Source organism: Wolbachia endosymbiont (group A) of Melitta haemorrhoidalis (assembly GCF_964273365.1).
Classification (GTDB): Bacteria; Pseudomonadota; Alphaproteobacteria; order Rickettsiales; family Anaplasmataceae; genus Wolbachia; species Wolbachia pipientis.
Map to the genome: position 1 here is coordinate 1147514 of NZ_OZ187004.1, position 23058 is coordinate 1170571.

Here is a 23058-nt window from a genome sequence, read left to right on the forward strand (position 1 = left end):
CGTCTTGCTAAAAATTAAATATTGATGAATGAACTAAGAAAGTTAAGTATTACACAAATGCATGACGGGCTCAAAAAAAAGAGTTTTTCTGCCGTTGAACTCGTAGAGGCGCACATCAGTGCGGTTGAAAATGAGAAATTAAATGCATTTATAACAAAAACCCCAGAGATAGCAATGAAAGCTGCTAAAGCTGCAGATGAACATTTCTCTAGGCAAAAGGATGATTTAATCTCGCCGCTCATGGGTGTACCAGTTGGCATCAAAGATCTATTCTGTACAAAAGGAATAAAAACAACAGCATGCTCAAAAATGCTGGAAAATTTCGTTCCGACTTACGAATCTACGGTGTCTGACTTGCTTTTAAAAAGTGGAGCAGCCATGCTCGGTAAGCTTAATATGGATGAATTTGCTATGGGTTCTGCGAACACAAATAGCTATTTTGGCCCTGTTGAAAATGTGTGGATTAGAAAAAGCGATGGGGAAAAAGTCGTTCCTGGTGGATCATCTGGTGGATCTGCAGCATCGGTGGCTGGATTTTTATGCGCTGGAGCACTAGGGAGTGACACCGGTGGATCTGTGCGCCAACCAGCAGCTTATTGTGGAGTGGTTGGAATAAAGCCAACTTATGGAAGATGCTCGCGTTTTGGTATGATTGCATTTGCGAGTTCTCTAGATCAAGCAGGAGTCATTACTCGTTCTGTCTCTGATTCAGCATTAATGCTGGAAGCAATCTGTGGCTATGATACAAAAGATTCAATATCAAGCGAAAAGCCAGTGCCTAAATTTTCTAGCTTTATAAATGGTGATGTCAAGGGTAAGCGTATTGGTATACCAAAAGAATATAGGATGGATGGAATTTCAGAGGAAATAGTCCATAATTGGGAGAAAGTTGCTTCCTATTTAAAAGAAAATGGCGCTGAAGTTGTTGACGTTACTCTGCCACATACTAAATATGCAATACCAGTCTATTATTTAATTTGTTCTGCTGAAACTTCATCCAATCTTGCTCGTTATGACGGTGTGCGTTATGGGTTCAGGGTTGATGCTGATACCCTTGAAGAAATGTATTCACTAACAAGAGCAGAAGGTTTCGGTAAAGAGGTGAAAAGAAGAATTTTAATTGGCGCTTATGCGCTTTCCTCAGGTCATTACAATGAATATTACGAAAAAGCACAGTGTATCAGGGCATTAATCAGAAATGATTTTATAAAAGCGTTTGAAAAAATAGATTACATACTTGTGCCATCTGCTCCAACAGAAGCTTTTGGCTTAAATGAAAAGCCAGATCCGCTAATTATGTGCATCAATGATGTGTTTACTGTGCCGGCAAGTCTGGCAGGATTGCCTGCTATTTCTGTTCCTGTTGGGCTCTCCAATGAGGGTTTACCACTTGCCTTGCAAGTGATTGGAAATTATTATGATGAAGCTGGAATATTAAATGTGGCAAGTGTGATAGAGCAAAATTGCGGCAGAATAATTAGACCTCTTGCATAATCTATTTTTTGATAGTAATTTTTGCATTAAAATTTGCTTACGCTCCTCAACGTACTCTATGGTTCCATTTTTAGATGAATAGCAAAAACAGGGTATATTAATCTGTTTACAAAATTTTCGTGTAACAGTTCACACTTAATTAAACAGACTGAATTCTGTAATTTTGGGATGTTGAAAAATTTACCTCACGTTGTCATTCCAGCGCATAACGCTGAAATCCAGATTTATAGAAACGAAAAAACTTGCTTGACACATTTTGCCAACCCCCTTATTATGATGTGTAGTACAATGATACAAATTAAGAATTCCCCCATCCTGTGCTGGTTCTTCGATCTGAAATCCTACTTCTACCTGATCACAACCAATGTTAATTTGTCCTATTAATGCTTTAATAATGCCGCGCTTAGTTTGCCAATCTAGCTGTTCCAGGTTCGATTTTACACTAGAATAAAAATTCTTTATGCTATTTATAATAAGACTTATTCCTTTTTCTACTGCCTTCTGATCAACTACCTTTTTTTTCTCTTCTTCTATCCCTTGTAAGCGTTCTTTCATTTTTCTCATTGTCTGTTTAAATTCTTCCTCGCTTATATATCCTTTCTCTCCTGCATTTTCTTGACTATAATAATCTTCCATTAATTTTTCGATACCTTCTTTTATTTGATTTTCTCTTCTTGCAAACTTTTTCTCTGATGATTCATCATTTTTATTTTCTAATACTCTACGTTGGTATTCCTTTTTTATCATCTCTGGGTTTTTTAGTACATCTTTCACCTTTTCCCATACTGACCTTACCCAGAAAAAGTGGAGAGAAAGAAAGGAGTTTTTTCGGGTAAAATAAAATTTTGGAGGATTAGAAATGGCAAGAGAATATACGGCAGAATTCAAATTGGAAGCTGTTAAACTGGCAAATGAACAAAGAAAGGCAGGTCAAACAATTACAAAAATAGCAAAGGATTTAGGAATAAAGGGTGGTTTATTAGGAAAATGGATAAAGAAACACAACGAAAAAAAGTTGGCAGCAGATGCATTTCCAGGTAGAGGTAACATGGCTCCTTACGACAAAGAGAGGTTTGATTTACAAAGAGAGTTAGCAAGAGTAACAAGGGAAAGAGACATTTAAAAAAAAGCCCTGGCCAGTCAAAAAGAGTAAAATATTTTTTTATAAAAGAGCATAGTAACTGCTATAAAGTACAGGAATTATGTAGGATTTTCTGCTAGTGGCTACTATAAGTGGACCACAAGAAAAATAAGCAGTAGAGAATCAGCAAATAAAGAGCTACTCGCAGCTATTCAAAAAATATATCAAGTTTCTAAATGTAGATATGGAGCTCCTAAAATTCATGCTGAATTGAAGGCTTTGGGTAAAAGTTGCAACTTAAAAACAGTGCAAAGTATTATGCAGAAAAATGGTATTCAGGCTATATTGAGAAGAAAATTTAAAATTAAGAAACAACAAACGGACAGTAGAGTCGTAGCTCCCAATATATTAGACCAAAACTTTATTGTCGATCAACCAAATAAAGTATGGGATTACTTATATAAAAACCAAAGAAGGATGGCTATATTTGGCAACAATAATCGATCTATATTCACGCATGGTAGTTGGCTGGTCAATGAGCAGTTCAATAAATAAACAATTGGTTATGGACTCTTTATTAATGGCCGTTAACAAGCGTAAACCTGCCAAAAATCTACTATTACATAGTGATCAAGGTTCACAATATACTTCGCAAGGTTATCAATATCTCTTATCCATAAAAAACATAGATGAGTTATAAAGGTTGTTGTTACGACAATTCTGTTGTGGAAAGCTTCTTTAGCTCATTGAAAAGAGAAATACTTATTGATACTTCACAACACTCTGCTCAACAAACTAGAACTGCAATATTTGAATACATAGAAATTTTTTATAACAAACAACGTCACTATTAACTATTGCATTCCTGAGCATTTTGATTCATCATTCTCTTTGTGAAAAACATTCCAAACTTTCTCTCCACTTTTTCTGGGTAAGGTCAGTTTCCATTTGGTTCAAACTCGGATACAATTTCCCCAGAGCTGGGTAATCTCATACCAGAACCATCTGCTGCAATAAGTCTATAGCCTCTCCAACTCAGGTTCATCCTGATAGGCTGTTTGGATGCTTAAATTCTTGAAAGCCTGTATGGCAAATCTTATACCTTGCTTTAGAAAAAGCTTGCTTTGAGGGTACATGTCAATGGCTCCATAAGTTCACATTCTATTCCCAAACTTTTTTTAACTAACTTTAAAATCATAGAAAATACTGTCGAAAAAGGAAGTTTTCTTGTTCGTGTAAAACTCAACACAATGGATTTTCTGAAAAGTTTTCGAGTATATTGCATTTTTAATTTGTAAGATAAGATCTTTTCCTTTTTGCATGCCTCACCTAAAAAAGACACATTTTAAACTTTTTTGTTGCAATAAAATAGAAACAAAAGTGCTGTCCCTTGCACTCTTTGGATAATTTAATGATAAAAAATTTGGAGAGAAATTTTATACACTATCGCTGATATTTTTCCTTAAGTTGACGCCATTGCCTGAACGGATACATGACAAATCTATCGTTTATCAAATCGTCGGTAAGCCTAAAGCTATAGCCATTAAGCACGATAAAGAAAATCATTCATAATCGCTATAGCAACTAGTGTAGACACTTGACGTTCCTTGTGATTTGATAAATAGAGGTTTTTATCTGACTTCACAACAAGGGCTTCTGGATGACTTTGAAAGTGAACATTACCATGCTTATCTTCAATAGCCTCTATTACCCCCTCACTGGAAAATGCTGCAACTTTATATCCAAGTGACTCCAATTTTCTTCTATTTTCTGGTGTATTACCTACTGCTCCTGAATGAGCATCTGGAAAATATGTTGAAAACCAGCCATTTTCATTAGGTATTAGGAATTTGGCTACTACTTCTGCTAAACGACTATTTGGAACGATCTTTATCTGCTGGAGAGGTACATCCTCTTTCTGTGGATTAGGTGCTGATTTTAAATGAGATCTTCGTTTCTCTTCATCACTCACAACACTCACTACTTCAATTCCCTTTGCATTCATTATGCCTTCACATATGCCAAGTAAATGAATTGCAGGGTTATCATCCACTATTTTTACAATTGCTTCAGTAACAAGCTGGCGACAAGGAGTGGGTGCTGAGTGTAAATTATCCGGAATAAATATTCTATTTATTTTGTGCTCTTTAACAAACTTTGCAACTTCAACTTTTATTCGGTCTAATGTTAGCTTCTTTGCCAATGTTTCATCTTGTTTTGCAAAGATAAGCGACTTTTCTTGGATTTCTTTTAAGTTAATTATTTTATTGTAGTCAATGAGTACGGTTTTAACTCCAAAGTTATTAAACATCTCGTAGATATTTTGAGATAGCCCAAGCTCATGTGCTTCTTCCGTTTTCAACAAACCAACAACTATGTCATTATTTACTGTATTTTCTGCCGTCAAGACAGTTGACGCTGGTTCTTCTTTTCTGGTTACATGTTGAGATGCCGGTTTTTCACTAACGCCAGCATAAGTAATATTGCTTAATAATAGAACTATAATTAATAAGATATTAAATAGTTTATTATAATATTTATATACTATGACTTGCCTCCCTAATATTTATATTACGATATAGAGTATTTTATAACAAAAAGGCAAGTTTGCCAAGAAAGAGAAGGTGGCCTGAGCAGGAATCGAACCAGCGACACAAGGATTTTCAGTCCTTTGCTCTACCAACTGAGCTATCAGGCCAACTGTATACTTTTATTTTTAGATAAAAAATGTTATTATGTCTATCAAAAGTTTTTAAAGTAGTTTATAAAAATAAAGGATGAACATTAATGACAAAATAGGAATCTACCCTGGCACATTTGACCCTATAACTTTTGGGCATCTTGACATAATCAAAAGAGCGTGTAAACTAGTCGATAAATTAATAATAGGAGTTGCAGAAAACGTTAATAAGCATACTGCCTTTGACACAAAGCTACGCACAAGCATGGCTGAAAATGAAATCAAAGGGCTAGGAATTGATGCAGATGTTATATCTTTTAATGGGTTGCTAGTGAAGTTTGCCAAAGAGCAGAATGCTTCTGTTATTATTAGGGGATTAAGAGCAGTATCGGATTTTGATTACGAGTTTCAAATGAGCTGGGTAAATTATAAACTTCTTCCTGAAATCGAAACCATATTTCTTCCTGCTTCTGAAGATACTCAATTTATCTCATCAAGCTTTGTAAAGGAAATAGCAAGATTAGGAGAAGATGTTAGCAAATTTGTATCAAAAGGTGTTCAAAACGAATTGATTAACCTGAATAGGATAAAAAATGGAGAATAGTGCTTGTTGTTTTTTATTTCTGAATGGGTATATTCAATATATAAAATGTTATAAGCTAAAGGAGCAGCATGTCAAAAGTGAGGGTTAATAATAGAAAAGTTTGTTGTCATGGTGATGAGAATGATGAGGGTTCCGGCCATCCATTAATATATTTAGATATGGGAGAAGAAGAGGAAATAGCCTGCCCTTATTGTGAAAAGACGTTTGTCCATGACTGCACTGTAGAAGCGGTTGGGGAGCTGACTAGGGATGAGCTCTAATGGCACTTCTGCAGACTTAGCTTATGTAAATAGCAATAAGAGGGGCAGTAAAAATGAAACTGTCCATACGGTCGAGCACTCCCCCATGGCCAGGTATCATATTTCCACTATCTTTAACACCGTAAGCTCTTTTAACAAGCGACTCAGTGAAATCGCCAAGTTGCGCTAGAATAGCAATTGCAAGGCCAATGATTGGAGAATAAAAAATTGAAAATAGACCAAAAAATATTGATCCAAAAATTGTACACACTACTCCAGCTAAAATCGCACCAAGAAGTCCTGCCCAAGTTTTTCCAGGGCTAAGAATTGGGCAAATTTTAGCTCCACCAAAATTCTTACCAAATAGGTAGGCAGTAACGTCAATTCCCCAAATGGTTAAGACGAACCATACTAATGCGTATTTTCCTTGTGGTAGATTATATAAATATATTAATGAGGCGCTTGGTAGTGCAATCAATAATAATGCAAAAACGTATAAAATTTTATTTCCTTGGGTTAGATTATACCATTCAAAAGAAGATAAAACTGCTATTGAAAAAATCAATAGGTAAAACGATAAATCACTGAAATATGTAGCAAAGGAAAATATGAATAATATTACTATTGAGGACAACATTCTAATTATAAAATTATTATCTACCATATTTTTTCTCTCTTTTTGTATAATCTTCTAATGCTTTACTCAAATCTTGACAAGAAAAATCAGGCCATAAAGTATCACAAAAATACAATTCAGCATAAGCTGCTTGCCATAATAAAAAGTTGCTTAACCTTTTTTCGCCACCAGTGCGAATTAATAAATCCAATTTTGGCAAATCTTTAGTATATAGAAATTTTTCAAATTCCTCTTCTGATACATAAGCAATATTTTCTTTTATAATATTGCTTATAGCTTGTGTAATTTCTTGCTTTGCTCCGTAACTGACTGCCACAGTGAGTAATAAACCATCGTTCTTATGTGTCATTTCTTCTGCTTTTTTAATTTGATCCAATATTTTACTGGGTAACAGACTTAAATTGCCAATAAAATTCAACTTAATGTTACAATTGTAAATGAAATTGACTTTATCTTCATTAGTTAAAACGGAGTAAAATAAATCAAATAGACAGTCAGTTTCGTTTTTAGGTCTAAGCCAATTCTCCATAGAGAATGCATACAAAGTTAAGTAGGGTATAGTTAAGTCCGTACAATACTTGGCAATATCGTATGCAACTTCACTGCCCTTTTTATAACCATCAATTTTTACCCTTCCTTGATTGTTCGCCCATCTACCATTACCATCCATAATAATTGCTAAATGTTTCGGTAAAGATTCTTGATTCAACATTTAAATTTAACCTAATTTTGACTTGAGTGAAATTTTTTGGATTTCAATGGACACCTGGAAGGTGTCAGCTACTTGCATGACAGGAAGAGAGTTACTGTAGTGACACCAATAGTTGATACTTGAATGCAAAATTGGTGTCATCCCAGTGCTCCGACACTGGGATCCAGGAAATTTGATTTCAAACAAGTGCATCAGATAGTTGTATAGTAAAGACTGGATTCCAGTGTCAAACACTGGAATGACATCATTTGCTATGTAAGCTTTCTCCATATCATTTAGTGATTCAGTATATCCTTTTCTTTGATGGACAATTCACCATCAATCTTTTTTATATTATCATCAGTAATATTTTGTATTTCCTTCTTAGCACCATGAAAATCATCTTCTGAGATTTCTTTATTTTCCTTCATTTTTTCTGTTTCTTCCATAATATCTCTACGTATATTTCTAATGGCAATCCGTGCATTTTCAGCAAACTGATGCAATAATTTCACTAATTTTTCACGGGTTTCTTGTGTCAAGTCCGGAAGAGCTATACGTATGGTGCTACCCTCGACAACAGGATTTAAATTCAGGTTAGCATTTAATATAGCGTTTTTCACTTCACCTACAACACTAATGTCCCAAACTTTAATTGATAGGGTTTTGTTATCTATAACCGAAACGCCTGCAACTTGATTTAACTTTTGATGCCCACCATAGATGTTTACAACTATACCATCAAGCAAAGATGCACTAGCTCTACCAGTGCGTACGCCTTTAATATCATCATGAAAGGACTGAATAGTTTTTAGCATTCTTTCTTTTGTTTGAGCTTTTATTTCATTTAACATAAATTACCTACTGTTTACAATCTGAAACTATAGTATAAGTACCTTGACCCTTAATAATATTGACTATTTTTTCTCCCTTCAAAGAAAAAACTATAATTGGAATAGAATTCTCACGAGCAAGTGAAATTGCTGATGCATCCATAACTTTTAAATCACGAGTCAATAAATCCGTGTAAGAAAGCCTATCATACATTACAGCATCCTCATTTTTTTTCGGATCAGCGGAGTATACACCATTTACTTGCGTACCCTTTAGAATAACATCACAATTCATTTCAACAGCACGTAAGGCTGCAGCTGTATCTGTAGTAAAAAATGGGTTGCCTGTGCCTGCTGCAAAAATTACCACTCTACCTTTTTCTAAATGACGAATAGCTTTCCTTCTGATGTAAGGTTCGCATACAGTGGCCATGGGTATTGCAGATAATACCCTAGAAGCTACTAAATTTTTTTCTAAAAAGTTTTGTAAAATTAAAGCATTGATTATAGTTGCAAGCATTCCAATATAATCACTGCTTGCTCTTTCACAACCACTTAAAGACGCAGATGTGCCACGAAAGATATTACCACCACCAACAACAATACATACCTGAACTCCAAGATTACAAACTTCAACTATGCCTTTAGATAACTCACCTATAGTCTCCATATCGTGACCAAATTGCTTTGATCCCATCAAAGCCTCACCAGAGATTTTAAATAACACCCTGGAATATTTTATTTCGCTTTTTTCATTTGTTGAAATAAACATTTTTTGCTATTTAATCTGCATCACCCAAAACAAGTAACTTGTAATTAGAGAGTTTAACAGCACTCAACTCGCTTGATTTTATAAAATCAGAAATCTTCATCTTATCATCCTTTATAAATTTTTGCTCCAGTAAAACAACTTCTTCATAGTACTTAGCCATTCGTCCATCTACTATTTTTTTTGCTACTTCTTCAGGTTTATTTAAGCTCCTCACTTGCTCTTCAATTATAGAACGTTCGTTGTTCAACTTCATTTGATCTAAATCATCTATAGACAAAGCTTCAGGCTTCATAGCAACTACATGCATAGCTATTTGTTTCCCAATCTCTTGTAGCTTCGCCTTATCACCAGATGATTGCAATGCAATTAAAGCACCAATCTTACCTAAGCCACACACATCACCATGTACGTAGCCAGCAATAACTCCATCCTTAGCTTCTAAGTAACAAAGCTTGCTTAACTCTAGCTTCTCACCAAGAACTGACGTACCATTCATAATAGCTTCCTGCACTGTGCCAATGCTTTCATACTTGGCATTTTTTAACTCATCAACGCTAGTACAGCGTTCTTGATGAGCAATTGATGCTAAATTTAAAACTAACTCTATAAATTTCTCATTCCTTGCGACAAAATCGGTTTCGCAATTGAGTTCAATCAATACACCACAATTTTCAGTCAAACACATAGCAACGAGCCCATCTGAAGCTACTCTATCAGATTTTTTGTCAGCTTTAGCAAGACCTATTGTACGTAACTTATCAACGGCTTTCTTAATGTCACCATCACATTCTTCTAATGCTTTTTTACAGTCACTTAAGCCAAGCCCTGTTCTATCACGTAATTCTCTTATATCATCTGGATTCATCTTCATTTGTTACTACCTCCCTTTCTTCTTCTTTGTAAACTTTACTACGTCTCCTTTTAGTTTGCACAATACCATCTTCTTTTTCTTGAATAAACTCATCACCCCTTATATCATCAATCTTAACTCCAGATTTTGCTAGACTAGACTCTATTCCAGCTAATATAGAGTCGGTAGCTAATTTACAATAGAGCTCTATTGATTTTCTTGAGTCATCATTTCCAGGTATTAGATAAGTAATACCATCTGGATCAGAATTAGTATCAAGTATTGCAACTATTGGAATTCCTAACTTCTTAGCCTCCTTAACCGCTATATGCTCTTTATTAGTATCAATGATGAATAAGATATCAGGAATTGCTCCCATTTCTCTAATACCGCCAAGCGCCTTATCAAGCTTTTGCTTTTTCTTTTCAATGTTTCCCAATTCTTTCTTTGTTAAAATGCTATCCTCGTCATTTAATATTTTCTCATATTGCATCAAGGTTTTTATCGAAGAAGAAACAGTGCCCCAATTAGTAAGCATACCACCAAGCCAACGATGATTCACATAATATTGACCACAACGAATCGCTTCACTTGCAATAATATCAAAAGCTTGAAACTTTGTACCAACAAATAGAATGCGACCACCTTGAAATGCAACGTCATATAAAGCCTTCATGGCCACCTGTAGCAATGGTAGTGTTTTTCGCAAATCAATTATATGTATACGATTTTCTTGATGCACTCCATATATGTATGGAGCCATTTTTGCGTTCCAGCGACTAATTTTGTGACCAAAATGTACACCAGATTCAGCTAAATCACGCACAGTGACTTTAGGCAAATTTGTCATATATCATTCCTCCAAATAGTTTATCTTCCATGGCATAACCCTAATGGGACTACTTGTACAAGCCATGTGTGAAATTAAATTATTTACATAGTAATAGAAAAGACAGCAAAGCGCAAACAAAAAATATTGACAAAGGGCAACATGTTTATTAGCTTTAAAGTTGAAGCCCGAAAATGCTAAAAAGAAATTAGGGGGGTGTAGCTCAGTTGGTTAGAGCGCATGCCTGTCACGCATGAGGTCGTGAGTTCAAGTCTCATCACTCCCGCCATATTAGTTTTAGCATAACTTAGAATTCGCAGTATTATTGCCGGTATTGAGAAACGCCTTCACCAAACTTGACATGGCATGGTATTGTAATTAATACTTAAATAGGTTTGTTTTTATCATTAACAATTAGGATTAAATATGCTCATTTCTGAAGTTTTTGCAGCAGATGCAACTAGCAATACATCAAGTATCGGCGCATCTTTTGCTAGTTTTATTCCACTGATTTTAATATTTGTGGTATTTTATTTTCTCATTATTCGCCCGCAACAAAAAAAACTAAAAGAACATAGAAAGATGATAGATCAAATAAAACGTGGTGATACAGTCATTACTTCTGGTGGAATAATAGGTGAAGTTAATAAAGTTGATGAGGCAAATGCACAATTTATAATAGAAATAGCACCAAAAGTTGAGATAAAAGTTCTAAAGTCCGCTATATCTGAGGTTTTAAGCAAAGAAACTCAAAAAGTAGCAGCTAAACCAATTAAAAAGGTAAAATCGAAAGAATGATAAAAAGAATATAAATCAACCAGTAATAAAGGCAAAAATGCTTAACATGTTTAGAAAAAAGTTTGTTTGGTGATCCATTTGTGTGCGGAATATTTGGTGTAGTAAGTAGCGGTGATTCAGTAATACCAACCTTACTAACTGGGTTACAAAAATTGGAATATAGGGGATATGATTCCTCAGGTATAGCAATCATAAATAACGAAGGTAAGATAGAAGTCAAAAAATCAGAAGGTAAAGTCGAAAGGTTATGTGAAGTTGTTGATGACAGCAAGATGTCTCACAGTACAGTTGGTATAGCACATACTCGCTGGGCTACACATGGAGTCCCAGGCCTTAAAAATGCTCACCCCATTCGTACAAATAATGTTGTTGTTGCTCATAACGGCATAATTGAGAATTACAATCTGCTAAAAAAGGGCCTAGAAGAAAGGGGCATGTCATTCCATACTGACACTGACACAGAGATCATACCAAACATGCTAACCTTATATCTTGATGAAGGATTGTCGCCAATTGATTCTCTATTTAAGTGTTTAAACAACTTACATGGCTCATTTGCCTTGGTCTTATTATTTGCAGAATATCCAGACGCCTTATTTGTTGCGAAGAGAAATTTGCCTTTAGCAATAGGCTATAACTGTAACACAGTGTTTGCTGCATCTGACTCTAATGCTTTAAGTGCATTTGTGGAAAGAATATCGCATTTGGAAGATGATGACATTGCAGTGATAAAATCTAGTGGAGTTAGTATATACAACAATGGTACACAAGTTAAACGCAGTATAGAAAATAGTAGTCCAAGTGATTTTCTAATTAGCAAAAATGGTTACCCTAGCTTCATGTTAAAAGAGATTTTTGAGCAACCGCGTGCATTAAACAAAACAATAAATCAATTTTACAAGCAATATAAAGAGGTAATATTTGCTAACAAAAAATTGTTTTCTGAGCTGAGTTACATTACTATAGTTGGATGCGGGTCATCTTATTTTGCTGGGCTAATAGCAAAGTATTGGCTGGAAAATGTCGCTCAAGTTCGAGTATATCTAGAAATCTCATCAGAATTTAGGTATAGCAACGTCAAGCTGGAAGAAGGCAGCATTGGGTTATTTATCTCTCAATCTGGTGAAACTGCAGATACCATAGAAGCGCTGCGTTATGCAAAATCACAGAAGCAAACAATCATTAGTATAACTAATACATTTAGCAGCAGCATTGAAAAGATCTCAGATATTGTGTTACATACTCTTGCTGGGCCAGAAATTGGTGTTGCTTCAACAAAAACCTTTTCTGCGCAACTTGCAACTTTAGCATGCTTTGCCGTGGAGCTTGGAAAAATAAAAGGTGTACTGGGTGGAGAGAGAATAAAACAGCTAAGCAACGCTATTAACTCTATTCCCGAGTATGTTGAGCACGTTTTGAATGTGATGAAAATACAACATATATCGGGCAGTATATTAGAACACAATAACGTTATTTTAATCGGCAGAGGAAGTTCATACGGAGTTGCAATGGAAGGCGCATTGAAAATAAAAGAGCTTTCATATATCAATACAACTGGTATTGCAGCGGGAGAAATGAAGCATGGTTCTATTGCTTTAATAGACTCTACTGTGCTTGTTATAGCAATTATCCCTTATGATGATTTATTCTTTAAAACGCTATCTAATATACAAGAGATTATTGCAAGAAAAGGCAAAGTAATTGCCTTCAGTGATAAACAAGGAGCGCCATTCCTAAGGGGAGTTTGCGCAGATGTGGTGCAACTTCCAGACACTGATAATTTTATCTCTCCAATCATCTACAGTGTTGCTATGCAATTCCTTGCTTACTTTACTGCAGCAAAAAAAGGGTTAGATGCAGATTGTCCAAGAAATTTAGCTAAGTCTGTCACGGTTGAGTAGTCCATTTAAAGTTAAAGCTAAACTTCTAATTAAGGTAACCAGACTGCATTCTGTGATTTTTAGCAAAACACGATACACAATCGTCATTCCGCTACTTGTTAGCGGAATCTATGCCGAGATACCGCGGCGGTATGAAGGTTCGCGGTGGTATGACGGTTAAGTAATTCGTCATCCCGCTGCTTGTTAGCGGGATCTAGAGATACCGCGGCGGTATGACGGTTCGCGGCGGCATAGCTATCTTCAAAAATATGGTTGAATAATTGTTAATAATAGTGTATAATTATTAATATTTTTAAGCACTTTGGCTATGGCTTTATCTAAGTTTCTCGACCCTAAGCTGGATTTAACCTTCAAAAAAATATTTGGCACTGAAAAAAATAAGAATATTCTCATACATTTTTTGAATGATATTTTAGGGTTTACCGAGATAAATACTATACAAGAAGTGGAATTCCTCAGTACTATAATGGATCCTGAAATTGCCTCTGATAAGCAAAGTATAGTTGATGTTCTTTGCAGGGATTCTAGTGGGGCCAGGTATGTGATTGAAATGCAGCTCACTCGCGATAAAGGCTTCGAAAAACGAGCTCAACTATATGCTGCTAAGGCTTACTCAAGGCAAGCTGATAAATCTGGTAAGTACATTGATTTAAAGAAGGTTTTCTTTATTGCTATCTCTAATTGTAATTTATTTCCTGATAAGCTTGATTATATATCCAGCCACACTATAAGAGATGAGAAAACCAATGAGCATGACTTAAAAGATTTTCAATTTGTATTTATTGAACTACCTAAATTTCCTAAGAATAAGGAAGAACAGCTAGAAAGCATAGTGGATCGTTGGTTATTTTTCTTCAAATATGCAGATGAAACTACGGAAGAAGACTTAAGGAAAATAGCAGAAAAAGCACCAATAATAAAGTTAGCCTACGATGAATTAGACAGGTTTAGCTGGAATGAAAAAGATTTAGTAGCTTATGAAGAAAGAATAATGGATCTACGGAAAGAAGAAGCCATTCTTGAATACAGACTTGACCTTGCTACTGAAAAAGGCATCCAAATTGGCGAAGAAAGAGGCATCAAAATCGGTAAAGAGGAAGGAAAAATCGAAGGAAAAATCGAAGTCGCAAAAGCAATGCTGGCTAACAATGTTGATGTCAACACTATTGTCAAATTTACTGGCCTTTCTATTAGTGAGATTGAAGAATTAAGTGTGAACGGTTACTAATTAAGAACTTTAATTATCAATCATAAATCACTGAATTTCGCTAGTAAATTTGTTGCCATTGTCCATATTGCACAATTGTATATAAGATATAGTATAACAATAGTGTCCGTTCAGCTAATACCAATTCCCACTGCACAATAAACGGATAGATAACAATGGAAAAAAAGCCATACTATTGCCTTTCTTTCTCACTCCACAATTAAATAACTCTACAATATCGCTTATTTGATTCACTAATAATGAGAATTGGTATAACTTTGCTATTTTTCTCTCTAGATTCTTGCAAAGTTCTACAAGATTAACCACATTACCTCACGGTTTCTCTATGATTATTTTTTTAGATTACTTGTTTACCTTATTTGCCGTTCTCCTGAACGAATATACATAAGCTATAAAAACTATCTAATAGCTACCCAAAACCCTTATTTCCCACTCAAGTTCAACATTAAATTTATCCTTTACTGCATCTTTTACTTTGTTGCCAAGGTTTTCCAAGTCAGATGCAGTTGCATTATCGTAATTGAGCAAGAAGTTACAATGTTTCTTAGAGATTCTAGCTCCACCAATATTTAACCCTAGGCAGCCAGATTTATCAATTAACTCCCATGCTCGGTAGTTTTTTGGATTTTTGAATATGCACCCAGCAGTTTTTCCTCTTATTGGCTGGCTTTTATTTTTCCTCTCAATAACTTCCTTTAACCTTTGCAGTATAAGCTCATACTCTGAGTTTACTCCTTTAAACTCAGCTTCAACAAAAATCCAATTTCCTTTTAGGCTATGTCCACGGTAAAAATACCCCATTTCTTCGCTGGAGAACTCATATAGGTTTCCATCCTCTAGATTCACTGCTTTTATGGATTGTACAACACTTGCGATATCACTACCATATGCACCTGCATTCATTTCTATTCCGCCACCAACTGTTCCTGGAATTCCAACTAGAAACTCCAACCCACTAATCTGCTGATTTCCCGCAAAGTGAGCAAGGTTGCTGAGCAGCACAGCTCCCCCAGCTACAATAGAGTTGTTACCCTTACTTTTAATATATGCAAACTCCTTACCTAATTTTACTGTTATTCCTCGAATGCCACTATCTCGCACTATTATGTTGGATGTTGCACCAATAACGCTAACTGGCAGTTCAGTATTTTTAATCAAGTATGTTAAATCTTCAATATCACATGGTTTAAATAATACATCAGCTCGTCCACCAACATTTAACCACGTCGCTTTAGACATTAAGACATCATAACGATAGATTCCACGTACTTTAGGTAAGCTTATAAGCATTTTGATTTCAACTCTAATCCTGCATCCATACCCATTTTCTCCGCATCTTCTATAAATGAAGTGCGCTCAGTGAAGTATATATTTTTTCCACTTGCTAACATACAACGAAGGTGTAGCATATTTTCGCTCACATATTCAGCCAAAGCTGCAAGTGGTGTAAAACATGAACCATTCACTGTCTTCATAAAACTGCGCTCTGATTTCACTCCTATAAAAGACATATTATTATTAATTTTCTCTAAAAGATCGATAATTTTTACATCATTCCTTCTACATTGAATACAAACCGCCCCCTGCCCCACTGCACTTAACATAACTTTTGGTGGCAATACCTCTGTAATCAAGTGATGTTTTTCTAATCTTATGAGTCCTGCTTCAGCTAGAATTATTCCATCAAAACTTTGATTTTGCAATCTGGTTGTTACATTTCCACGTAGCGATATTATATTTAGATCTGGTCTAATATTTAACAACTGAACTTTTCTTCTTATTGAAGAAGTGGCAATAGTAGCCTGCTGTGGCAAAGACTCAAGGCTATTGTGTTTATGAGAAATAAACGCATCGCATGAACTTAGCCTTTCTAAAACACAAGGAATTGTTAAACCCCCTGAGAAAAACGCAGGCATATCTTTTAGCGAATGAACTGCCATGTCTATATTATTTTCGAGCAATTCAGTCTCAATTTCTTTAATGAATAATCCTTTGCCTCCTATTTCAGCAAGATTTGCGTTTGCATACTTATCTCCAGAAGTTTTTATTTTAACAATTTCAATAGATAAGTTAGGAAAAGAATCCAGCAACTTTTGTTTTGCTTCCAAAGCCTGGGCAACCGCAAGCTTGCTTCCTCTGGTACCTATTTTGACTAGCATGTGTACGATTGTTTGTCTGATGTCATTCAAGTAGCTAACTACTTGGATCCAGTTTATATAAACCTTTGCATTTATTGTACTTTAACTTAAAACCAAAAGCAACTTTGACTTTACAAAATAATAACCTTTTATATGCATAAATAAGCTTACTGGATTCTAGTACTTGCATGACAAGGTATAAACCTTATCGTCATACCACCGCGAACCGTCATACCGTCACGGTATCTCTAGATCCCGCTAACACGTAGCGGGATGACGAATTATTTAACCGTCATACCGCGATTCATTCGCGGTATCTCTAGATCCCGCTAACAAGCAGCGGGATGACGGTTGTCGTTTAGCTATAAATATTAAAAAATTTACCAAGCGAAAAAAAAGGCAAAAGAAGCCCCGTGGTGGTTGGCTATTTACTATGTACTAAAATATCGGCGTTTTTTTTATTCTAAAACGCTTGATTAAGAGCGATTTAGCTGCTTTTAACTTGCAACTAACCTACATCGCAAGTGTTTAAGAAATTTACTAAGCAGGAAAAAAGGCAAAGAAACCCCGTAGTAGCTAGCATTCAAATTCTCCCTTGTCAATTTGACGTTTTTTGCTGTCTTAAACGCTTTGTAAGCGCGTTTCGGCTTATATAGGTAAAAACCCAGAAATTTTTAAAGACATGCGATGCACGTAGTGCGAAAAATTAAACATGAGACGCCAAATACCCTAAGTTTTTTGTCATTAACCTGCACAGATTGCGAAGATAAATAAATAGCTTCAGTTTCATGATAGGGGGGATGGCAAAGCTTGTCAAGGAATTTTTATGGCCTAGCGTCACGTGCTGGAATGACATTTGGGAATATGTTATCCGTTTGTCACTTCTAAATGATAAGAGCCTCAATGAATTTATTAGTTTATTACATGTCTCTTTTCATGTATAAATCTATAGAAAGTTTTATACGGAAGTTGTTTTATGAGCAAAATTATAGAAATCAGAGCACCAAAAACTCTTGGTGGTGAATCAGTTACAGAAGGTATAGTAAAAATAAAGAAGGGTATTGGAGAAGCAGTAAAAGTAGATGACTTGATCTTTGAAATTGAAACTGACAAAACAGCACTCGAATTAACTGCAGAAGCTTCGGGGCAAATAACTGAATTTCTTATAAAAGAAGATGATGTAATAAGTCCTGATCAATTGTTAGCGAAGCTTTCCGTGGGAGAAGTAAAAGAGGAAGCAAAAAAAGAAGATAAAAGCGAAAGTTCTGCCAAAAAAGATGCTCCATCAGCTCGTAAAATTATGGAGGAAAATGCAATTAATGCAGAAAGTGTCAAAGGAACTGGCATGGGAGGCAGAATAACAAAAGCAGATGTAATAGGCCATATAAACAAAACAGAACAGCCTGCAATAAAACAATACGAATTGCCAAAAAGTGTAGTGAGTGGAGAGCAAAGAGAGGAACGAGTAAAAATGAGTAAAATAAGGCAAGTAATTGCCGCTCGTTTGAAGGCGTCACAAAATACTGCTGCGATACTGACCACATTCAATGAAATCGACATGAAAAATGTAATGGATCTAAGAGCAAAATATAAGGACGCCTTTGAAAAAAAATATGGAATAAAACTTGGTTTTATGTCGTTTTTTATAAAGGCAGCGGTGCAAGCATTGAAAGAAATTGCTGAAATTAACGCTGAAATCTCAGGCGATGAAATCATATATAAACATTACTATGACGTAGGTGTTGCTGTTGGCACCGATAAAGGTCTTGTTGTACCAGTTATTCGGGGTGCCGATCAGATGTCATTTGCAGAAATTGAGTTGACTTTAGTTGCTCTTGGCAAAAAAGCTCGTGAGGGTAAATTACAAGTATCAGAAATGGAAGGTGCAACATTTACCATCTCAAACGGTGGAGTATACGGTTCACTTCTTTCCACTCCGATAATAAACCCTCCGCAATCTGGAATACTTGGAATGCATTCAATACAAAACAGGCCAGTTGCCATGGGCAACTCAATTGAGATTAGACCTATGATGTACATTGCCCTCTCTTACGACCACAGAATAGTTGATGGCAAAGGAGCAGTAACTTTCCTCATTAAAATAAAAAATTATATAGAAGATCCAAACAGGTTAGTTTTGGAAGTGTAGCTCAAATGAGTTGTTGTTAGTCTAGTATTGCTAAAAACCTAAATATCATCTAGTTCTGCCAATAGTTTCACAACTTCCGGATGATCAGGGCCATAATGTTTCTTAAAGATGGATGAAGCCCGTTCAAACAATTCCTTTTGTTTCTTGTGGTCACCTAGAGCACCATAAACGTCACATAAGTCTGCCAGTAGTTTGGCAACTTCAGGGTGATCAGGGCCGTAATGTTTCTCAAAAATAGGTAAAGCCCGTTCGAACAACTCTTTTGCTTTCTGAGGATCATCTAAATCCCCATAGGTGATACTTAGGTTTGCCAATAGTTTAGCAACTTCAAGATGATCAGGACCGTAATGTTTCTCAAAAATAGGTAAAGCCCGTTCAAACAACTCTTTAGCTTTTTGAGAATCACCTAAGTCTCCATAAGTTCCGCCTAGGTTTTTTAGTATTATAGCAACTGTAAAATGGTTAGGCTCATAATGTTTCTCTTGAATTGCTAAAGCCCGTTCAAGCAACTCTTTTGCTTTCTGAAGATTGCCTAAATCTCCATGAGCGTTACTTAGATTTGTCAATGTGATAGCAACTTGGAAATGATCGGAGCCATAATGTTTCTCTTGAATTGCTAAAGCCTGTTTAAGTAACTCTTTTGCTTTCTGAGGATCACCTAAAGTCCTATAAGTGGTACCGAAGCTCACTAATGTTCTAGCAACTTCGAAATGATCAGGTCCATAATGTTTTTCTTGAATTGCTAAAGCCCGTTCAAGCAACTCTTTTGCTTTCCGAGAATTACCTAAATTCCCATAGGCATCACCTAGATTGGCCAATGCAATGGCAACCTGAAAATGATCAGAACCATAGTATTCTTCAAGAATAGGTAAAGCCTGTTCAAGCAACTCCTTTTGCCTACTAGGATTACCTGAATCCCCATAAGCATTACCTAGATTTGTCAGTGCAATGGCAACTTGAAAATGATCAGAGCCATAGTGTTTCTCAAGAATAGGTAAAGCCTGTTCAAGCAACTCCCTTTGTTTCTGAGGATCACCTGAGGTACCGTAAACAATACCGAGGTTTATCAATGCAATGGCAATTTGAAAATGATCAGAGCCATAATGTTTTTCTTGAATTGCTAAAGCCCGTCCAAGTAACTCTTTTGCTTTCTGAGAATCACCTAAAGCTCTATAAGAGGTACCTAGACCTACTAATGTGCTAGCAACTTGGGAATGATCAGGCTCATAATGTTTCTCTTGAATTGCTAAAGCCCGTTCAAGCAACTCCTTTTTTTCTTCATAGTTACCTAAATTCCCATAAATGATACCGAGGTTTGTCAATATAACAGCAACTTGGGAATGATCAGGCCCATAATGTTCCTCTTGAATTGCTAGAGCCCGTTCAAGTAACTCTTTTGCTTTCTGAGGGTTACCCAGACCCCCATAAGCGTTGCTTAGGTTTGTCAGTATAATAGCAACCTGGAAATGGTCAGAGCCATAATGTTTCTCAAGAATAGGTAAAGCCTGTTTAAGTAACTCCTTTTGTCTCCTATGATTACCCAGATCCCCATAAGCGATACCTAGATTTGCCAGCGCTATAGCAACTTGAAAATTATAAGGCCCATAATATTTCTTAAAGATAGATAAAGCCTGTTCAAGCAGCTCCTTTTGTCTTCTGGGATTACCCAAGTCATGGTATCCATCGTTCATCCATATTAACAAATACACAAGATAATCCTTTTCTATTGTTTGTTTTTCTGAAGGATTTTTTGCTAGCCAATTATCTATATGTGATAAAAACGCTTCTAAGTGCGGCAATAATTGTCGCTTCTTAGCATAATCTTCTAATTTATCACTGTCGTCAGGGAAGCTTTCTTTTAGTAATTCAAAAGTCTTTTTCACAACTTTGTTTTTGCCTTGTTTTTCTAACTCTATCCTTATTACTTGCTGTACTAACCTGTGAATATTGACTAAATTTTGCTCTTCTCCTGAGTTGATCATTGAATATTGCTTAAGTAGTTGGATAGCATCACCTAACTTTTCTTCATTGCGTTCTACCCCTAAAAACATTTTTGCAGGAATGTTGTCAGGAGCAATATAGGCAATGATATCCAAGATTTCTTTGGCTTGCTGACCATACTCTGGGTTATCTTTGATTTTATCAATAGTAATTCTCCAGGTTATAAAAGTTGTCTTGGTGTAGCTATTGTCGCTGTCTTTAGGAAACTTAAAATCAAGTAATTTTTCTGCTTCCTCTTTGTATCTCTTTAAATAATCACTAATTTCAAACTTCAAGCCTACATTCTTTAATGCTATATCCCTTTCTTTTATGTATGCAACTGCCTGCTGCAAAGCTAAAGGAAAATGCTGTAATGTTTCTGCCAAATTCTTTATTTCATTTTCTTGTGACCCATCTTTTATACCTAATGCTTTTCTAATAAAGTCTATTGATTCTGGTTCAGTAAATGCACCCAATGTTAATGATTTTATATCTCCCCATTTCTGATTACGAGAGGTAATCAAAACACTAGGTTTATTATCATCAGATGATAAAAAGTGGGACGGTAAGAATTGACTAATACCAGCATCTTGACCTTCACTTCTATATTCTTCCGCATTATCGAAAACAAAGAGACTTTTTCTCTTGGCGAAAAAAGCGTATATGTCTCTTACAATAGATTCAATATCCCTATCTTCTGTAGGAATGCCTAAAGGATCTCTAGCTAACCTGAGAAAAGACTGCACCATGGTTTCATGGGTTTCAGCTTTTATCCATATAATATTGTTGTCATAATCTTTACTGTGTTCTTCAATATATTTTTTGGCCAGCTCAGTCTTACCTATTCCTCCCAACCCACTAATAGAAACCAGTTGCGATATTACTGTGGCTACACCTTGACTTTTTTGTATTAATTTGTGTAGTTCTCGTAATTCTTCTGTCCTTCCAGTGAACGATCCTACTGGATTTCTCACCTCAAATCGAAAGCCTCCTAAGATTTCTTCTTTCATCTTGCGAAAGAATTCTCTTCCGTCTTCATGTGTAAGAAAACGTCTCCCTTTTTCTTTCAACCAATCTAGCATTTTTTCTTGGAAGCGAGCGTAAACATTCTGTCTATCAATATCATTAAATTGCTCGCCTAGCTCACTTTTGATAATATCCGCTAGTTTTATTTCATTGGGCTGATTTACTGCAAATACTAACTTATCAAAAAATTCTTTTATATTGTCTTCCAACCTACCTTCATTCATCATTCGTCCAAATTCACGTTGCCACGTCTGATTTCTTTCCAATTTCCTTTTTGAGTTCTGATCTGGCTTGTTTTGGAGTTTTTTTATCTCCTCTTCTAATTCTTCCATCGCTTCTTCTACAGCACTTTCAAATGCTGGTTGCACTACTGAAATCATGTTATTGTGAATATAAGAGAACTTATATCTAGTGCCACCATCTTTAAAAAAGACATCACTAGTGTCGATTACTTCAACTAAAATTTCTATTTCCTCGTTTGGTCCTAAAGTTTTTACCCTCAACTTCTTCACTGTGTTTCGTGCTGTGCTTTGATCCAGATCAAAATCGATATTAGTACAGATAATAAAATCTTTCAGGTTACCATCTGCAAAATCTTGATTATTTTTGATCTTTAGGTAAGAAACAAAATACTTTGCTAATCCAAACTCACCACTTTTATCTTTTGTAAGTAAGTTCCCTACTCCAATTTTCTTGTTATCTTCATCTTGTGTGTGTTTAGCCTGCAAAAAACGGTATACTTTCTTACTACCTTGGGTACATTCAAATACTAAATCATCGAATTTTCTGGCCTCTTCTATTTCTGTACCTAAGCGAAAAGAGTGCTGATAGAGCACTCCTCGATGCAAAAATAGCATCAATACCTTTAGCTGGTAGATATTACCGTGCATAACTAGTTACCTCATACAGGCTGCTATAAATTTGTTTGATCTAGAATTAAAGATTACCAAACACCTAAAATAATGCAATAGAGTCTTTATGTGTTGATAGAAAGGCCTTCGAGGGTAGGAATTGCCTGGCAAACTCTTAATTCTTGATTTAAAAAAGACTTTCCAAAGACTCCCCAAATCTAATATGTAATTGCTGTAGGCTGCATTTAGTAATATAATCTCATATTAAATAAGACTT

At 35.7% G+C, this 23058-nt stretch carries 24 protein-coding genes, 2 tRNA genes and 1 pseudogene; 12 read left to right on the forward strand and 15 right to left on the reverse strand.

Annotated elements, in window-relative coordinates; translation table 11 throughout:
• The first annotated feature begins 24 nt into the window (after window positions 1-24).
• Window positions 25-1494, forward strand: coding sequence for an Asp-tRNA(Asn)/Glu-tRNA(Gln) amidotransferase subunit GatA (gene gatA / locus ACICPZ_RS05820; RefSeq protein WP_010962643.1), 1470 nt, complete (start codon window positions 25-27; stop codon window positions 1492-1494).
• Between the two features lie 180 nt (window positions 1495-1674).
• On the opposite strand, the gene ACICPZ_RS05825 is transcribed toward gatA, so the two are convergent.
• Window positions 1675-2268, reverse strand: coding sequence for a hypothetical protein (locus ACICPZ_RS05825; protein ID WP_244226866.1), 594 nt, complete (start codon window positions 2266-2268; stop codon window positions 1675-1677).
• 85 nt (window positions 2269-2353) lie between these two features.
• Here ACICPZ_RS05825 and ACICPZ_RS05830 point away from each other — a divergent pair, with 85 nt between their 5' ends.
• The 4 genes from ACICPZ_RS05830 to ACICPZ_RS05845 all read left to right on the forward strand — a co-directional run bounded on the left by ACICPZ_RS05830 (window position 2354) and on the right by ACICPZ_RS05845 (window position 3429).
• Window positions 2354-2617, forward strand: coding sequence for a transposase (locus ACICPZ_RS05830; protein ID WP_264373839.1), 264 nt, complete (start codon window positions 2354-2356; stop codon window positions 2615-2617).
• Window positions 2618-2743: 126 nt separating this feature from the next.
• Window positions 2744-3130, forward strand: coding sequence for an IS3 family transposase (locus ACICPZ_RS05835; RefSeq protein ID WP_264329863.1), 387 nt, complete (start codon window positions 2744-2746; stop codon window positions 3128-3130).
• Window positions 3063-3275 carry a DDE-type integrase/transposase/recombinase gene (locus tag ACICPZ_RS05840; protein WP_264329769.1) on the forward strand — a complete coding sequence of 71 codons (213 nt, stop codon included), beginning with the start codon at window positions 3063-3065 and terminating at the stop codon, window positions 3273-3275. The genes ACICPZ_RS05835 and ACICPZ_RS05840 overlap by 68 nt, the downstream gene beginning before the upstream one ends.
• Window positions 3265-3429 (forward strand): IS3 family transposase, encoded by a 165-nt coding sequence (locus ACICPZ_RS05845; protein ID WP_264329637.1) that lies wholly within the window; start codon window positions 3265-3267, stop codon window positions 3427-3429. Before ACICPZ_RS05840 ends, ACICPZ_RS05845 begins: the two co-directional genes overlap by 11 nt.
• Window positions 3430-3518: 89 nt before the next feature.
• On the opposite strand, the pseudogene ACICPZ_RS05850 reads toward ACICPZ_RS05845, so the two are convergent.
• From ACICPZ_RS05850 to ACICPZ_RS05860, 3 genes and pseudogenes are all read right to left on the reverse strand, one after another.
• Window positions 3519-3897: pseudogene (locus ACICPZ_RS05850) on the reverse strand (IS4 family transposase); the annotation flags it as partial.
• Window positions 3898-4118: 221 nt separating this feature from the next.
• Window positions 4119-4982: a gamma-glutamyl-gamma-aminobutyrate hydrolase family protein gene (locus ACICPZ_RS05855; protein ID WP_264374161.1), complete on the reverse strand. Its 864-nt coding sequence runs from the start codon at window positions 4980-4982 to the stop codon at window positions 4119-4121.
• A gap of 218 nt (window positions 4983-5200) precedes the next feature.
• A tRNA-Phe gene (locus tag ACICPZ_RS05860) sits at window positions 5201-5273 on the reverse strand.
• A 79-nt stretch (window positions 5274-5352) separates the two neighbouring features.
• Here ACICPZ_RS05860 and coaD point away from each other — a divergent pair.
• Together coaD and ACICPZ_RS05870 are read left to right on the forward strand one after the other, a co-directional pair.
• The gene (gene coaD, locus ACICPZ_RS05865; protein WP_006279325.1) at window positions 5353-5859 is read left to right on the forward strand and encodes a pantetheine-phosphate adenylyltransferase; all 507 of its coding nucleotides are present in this window, start codon (window positions 5353-5355) and stop codon (window positions 5857-5859) included.
• A 68-nt stretch (window positions 5860-5927) separates the two neighbouring features.
• The gene (locus ACICPZ_RS05870) at window positions 5928-6119 is read left to right on the forward strand and encodes a zinc-finger domain-containing protein (protein ID WP_006279326.1); all 192 of its coding nucleotides are present in this window, start codon (window positions 5928-5930) and stop codon (window positions 6117-6119) included.
• Between the two features lie 16 nt (window positions 6120-6135).
• Here ACICPZ_RS05870 and ACICPZ_RS05875 read toward each other — a convergent pair whose 3' ends face one another.
• Genes ACICPZ_RS05875 through rpsB form a run of 7 tightly spaced genes read right to left on the reverse strand, consistent with a single transcriptional unit; the run spans window position 6136 to window position 10731 of the window.
• A complete protein-coding gene (locus tag ACICPZ_RS05875; protein WP_077188153.1) occupies window positions 6136-6762 on the reverse strand; it encodes a phosphatidate cytidylyltransferase in 627 nt (208 codons plus the stop codon).
• Window positions 6752-7447, reverse strand: coding sequence for a polyprenyl diphosphate synthase (gene uppS, locus ACICPZ_RS05880; RefSeq protein ID WP_006279327.1), 696 nt, complete (start codon window positions 7445-7447; stop codon window positions 6752-6754). Before uppS ends, ACICPZ_RS05875 begins: the two co-directional genes overlap by 11 nt.
• A 6-nt stretch (window positions 7448-7453) precedes the next feature.
• Window positions 7454-7717, reverse strand: coding sequence for a hypothetical protein (locus ACICPZ_RS06555; protein ID WP_010962657.1), 264 nt, complete (start codon window positions 7715-7717; stop codon window positions 7454-7456).
• Between the two features lie 5 nt (window positions 7718-7722).
• A complete protein-coding gene (gene frr / locus ACICPZ_RS05890) occupies window positions 7723-8280 on the reverse strand; it encodes a ribosome recycling factor (protein ID WP_264329672.1) in 558 nt (185 codons plus the stop codon).
• A 7-nt stretch (window positions 8281-8287) separates the two neighbouring features.
• On the reverse strand, window positions 8288-9025 hold the full coding sequence (gene pyrH, locus ACICPZ_RS05895; protein WP_369800793.1) for a UMP kinase: 738 nt from the start codon (window positions 9023-9025) through the stop codon (window positions 8288-8290).
• Between the two features lie 16 nt (window positions 9026-9041).
• Window positions 9042-9902 carry a translation elongation factor Ts gene (gene tsf / locus ACICPZ_RS05900; RefSeq protein WP_070356839.1) on the reverse strand — a complete coding sequence of 287 codons (861 nt, stop codon included), beginning with the start codon at window positions 9900-9902 and terminating at the stop codon, window positions 9042-9044.
• Window positions 9883-10731: a 30S ribosomal protein S2 gene (gene rpsB / locus ACICPZ_RS05905; protein WP_010962661.1), complete on the reverse strand. Its 849-nt coding sequence runs from the start codon at window positions 10729-10731 to the stop codon at window positions 9883-9885. Before rpsB ends, tsf begins: the two co-directional genes overlap by 20 nt.
• Before the next feature lie 191 nt (window positions 10732-10922).
• Here rpsB and ACICPZ_RS05910 point away from each other — a divergent pair.
• From ACICPZ_RS05910 to ACICPZ_RS05925, 4 genes are all read left to right on the forward strand, one after another.
• A tRNA-Asp gene (locus ACICPZ_RS05910) sits at window positions 10923-10999 on the forward strand.
• 137 nt (window positions 11000-11136) lie between these two features.
• Entirely contained in the window at window positions 11137-11508 is a 372-nt protein-coding gene (gene yajC, locus ACICPZ_RS05915; protein WP_010081840.1) for a preprotein translocase subunit YajC, read from the forward strand.
• A gap of 80 nt (window positions 11509-11588) precedes the next feature.
• On the forward strand, window positions 11589-13409 hold the full coding sequence (glmS, locus tag ACICPZ_RS05920; RefSeq protein WP_264374049.1) for a glutamine--fructose-6-phosphate transaminase (isomerizing): 1821 nt from the start codon (window positions 11589-11591) through the stop codon (window positions 13407-13409).
• 307 nt (window positions 13410-13716) lie between these two features.
• Window positions 13717-14637: an Rpn family recombination-promoting nuclease/putative transposase gene (locus tag ACICPZ_RS05925; protein ID WP_213862864.1), complete on the forward strand. Its 921-nt coding sequence runs from the start codon at window positions 13717-13719 to the stop codon at window positions 14635-14637.
• Window positions 14638-14751: 114 nt separating this feature from the next.
• On the opposite strand, the gene ACICPZ_RS05930 is transcribed toward ACICPZ_RS05925, so the two are convergent.
• The 3 genes from ACICPZ_RS05930 to hemC all read right to left on the reverse strand — a co-directional run bounded on the left by ACICPZ_RS05930 (window position 14752) and on the right by hemC (window position 16796).
• Window positions 14752-14943: a hypothetical protein gene (locus ACICPZ_RS05930; RefSeq protein ID WP_070356842.1), complete on the reverse strand. Its 192-nt coding sequence runs from the start codon at window positions 14941-14943 to the stop codon at window positions 14752-14754.
• 96 nt (window positions 14944-15039) lie between these two features.
• Window positions 15040-15927: a UDP-N-acetylmuramate dehydrogenase gene (gene murB, locus ACICPZ_RS05935; protein ID WP_253303484.1), complete on the reverse strand. Its 888-nt coding sequence runs from the start codon at window positions 15925-15927 to the stop codon at window positions 15040-15042.
• Complete coding sequence (hemC, locus tag ACICPZ_RS05940; protein ID WP_264374251.1) at window positions 15918-16796, reverse strand: hydroxymethylbilane synthase; 879 nt, start codon at window positions 16794-16796, stop codon at window positions 15918-15920. The genes murB and hemC overlap by 10 nt, the downstream gene beginning before the upstream one ends.
• Before the next feature lie 955 nt (window positions 16797-17751).
• Between hemC and odhB the strand changes: the two genes are divergently transcribed.
• Window positions 17752-18924 carry a 2-oxoglutarate dehydrogenase complex dihydrolipoyllysine-residue succinyltransferase gene (gene odhB, locus ACICPZ_RS05945; RefSeq protein WP_264373841.1) on the forward strand — a complete coding sequence of 391 codons (1173 nt, stop codon included), beginning with the start codon at window positions 17752-17754 and terminating at the stop codon, window positions 18922-18924.
• A 38-nt stretch (window positions 18925-18962) separates the two neighbouring features.
• On the opposite strand, the gene ACICPZ_RS05950 is transcribed toward odhB, so the two are convergent.
• Window positions 18963-22820: a tetratricopeptide repeat protein gene (locus ACICPZ_RS05950; protein ID WP_264706335.1), complete on the reverse strand. Its 3858-nt coding sequence runs from the start codon at window positions 22818-22820 to the stop codon at window positions 18963-18965.
• Window positions 22821-23058: the final 238 nt, after the last annotated feature.

Bases quoted from the DNA above. Each gene is read 5' to 3' on its own strand.
- gatA (WP_010962643.1), top strand. From the start codon at position 25: ATGAATGAACTAAGAAAGTTAAGTATTACACAAATGCATGACGGGCTC.
- ACICPZ_RS05830 (WP_264373839.1), top strand. From the start codon at position 2,354: ATGGCAAGAGAATATACGGCAGAATTCAAATTGGAAGCTGTTAAACTG.
- ACICPZ_RS05845 (WP_264329637.1), top strand. From the start codon at position 3,265: ATGAGTTATAAAGGTTGTTGTTACGACAATTCTGTTGTGGAAAGCTTC.
- coaD (WP_006279325.1), top strand. From the start codon at position 5,353: ATGAACATTAATGACAAAATAGGAATCTACCCTGGCACATTTGACCCT.
- ACICPZ_RS05870 (WP_006279326.1), top strand. From the start codon at position 5,928: ATGTCAAAAGTGAGGGTTAATAATAGAAAAGTTTGTTGTCATGGTGAT.
- ACICPZ_RS05875 (WP_077188153.1), bottom strand. From the start codon at position 6,762: ATGGTAGATAATAATTTTATAATTAGAATGTTGTCCTCAATAGTAATA.
- uppS (WP_006279327.1), bottom strand. From the start codon at position 7,447: ATGTTGAATCAAGAATCTTTACCGAAACATTTAGCAATTATTATGGAT.
- ACICPZ_RS06555 (WP_010962657.1), bottom strand. From the start codon at position 7,717: ATGGAGAAAGCTTACATAGCAAATGATGTCATTCCAGTGTTTGACACT.
- frr (WP_264329672.1), bottom strand. From the start codon at position 8,280: ATGTTAAATGAAATAAAAGCTCAAACAAAAGAAAGAATGCTAAAAACT.
- tsf (WP_070356839.1), bottom strand. From the start codon at position 9,902: ATGAAGATGAATCCAGATGATATAAGAGAATTACGTGATAGAACAGGG.
- rpsB (WP_010962661.1), bottom strand. From the start codon at position 10,731: ATGACAAATTTGCCTAAAGTCACTGTGCGTGATTTAGCTGAATCTGGT.
- yajC (WP_010081840.1), top strand. From the start codon at position 11,137: ATGCTCATTTCTGAAGTTTTTGCAGCAGATGCAACTAGCAATACATCA.
- ACICPZ_RS05925 (WP_213862864.1), top strand. From the start codon at position 13,717: ATGGCTTTATCTAAGTTTCTCGACCCTAAGCTGGATTTAACCTTCAAA.
- murB (WP_253303484.1), bottom strand. From the start codon at position 15,927: ATGCTTATAAGCTTACCTAAAGTACGTGGAATCTATCGTTATGATGTC.
- hemC (WP_264374251.1), bottom strand. From the start codon at position 16,796: ATGCTAGTCAAAATAGGTACCAGAGGAAGCAAGCTTGCGGTTGCCCAG.
- odhB (WP_264373841.1), top strand. From the start codon at position 17,752: ATGAGCAAAATTATAGAAATCAGAGCACCAAAAACTCTTGGTGGTGAA.
- ACICPZ_RS05950 (WP_264706335.1), bottom strand. From the start codon at position 22,820: ATGCACGGTAATATCTACCAGCTAAAGGTATTGATGCTATTTTTGCAT.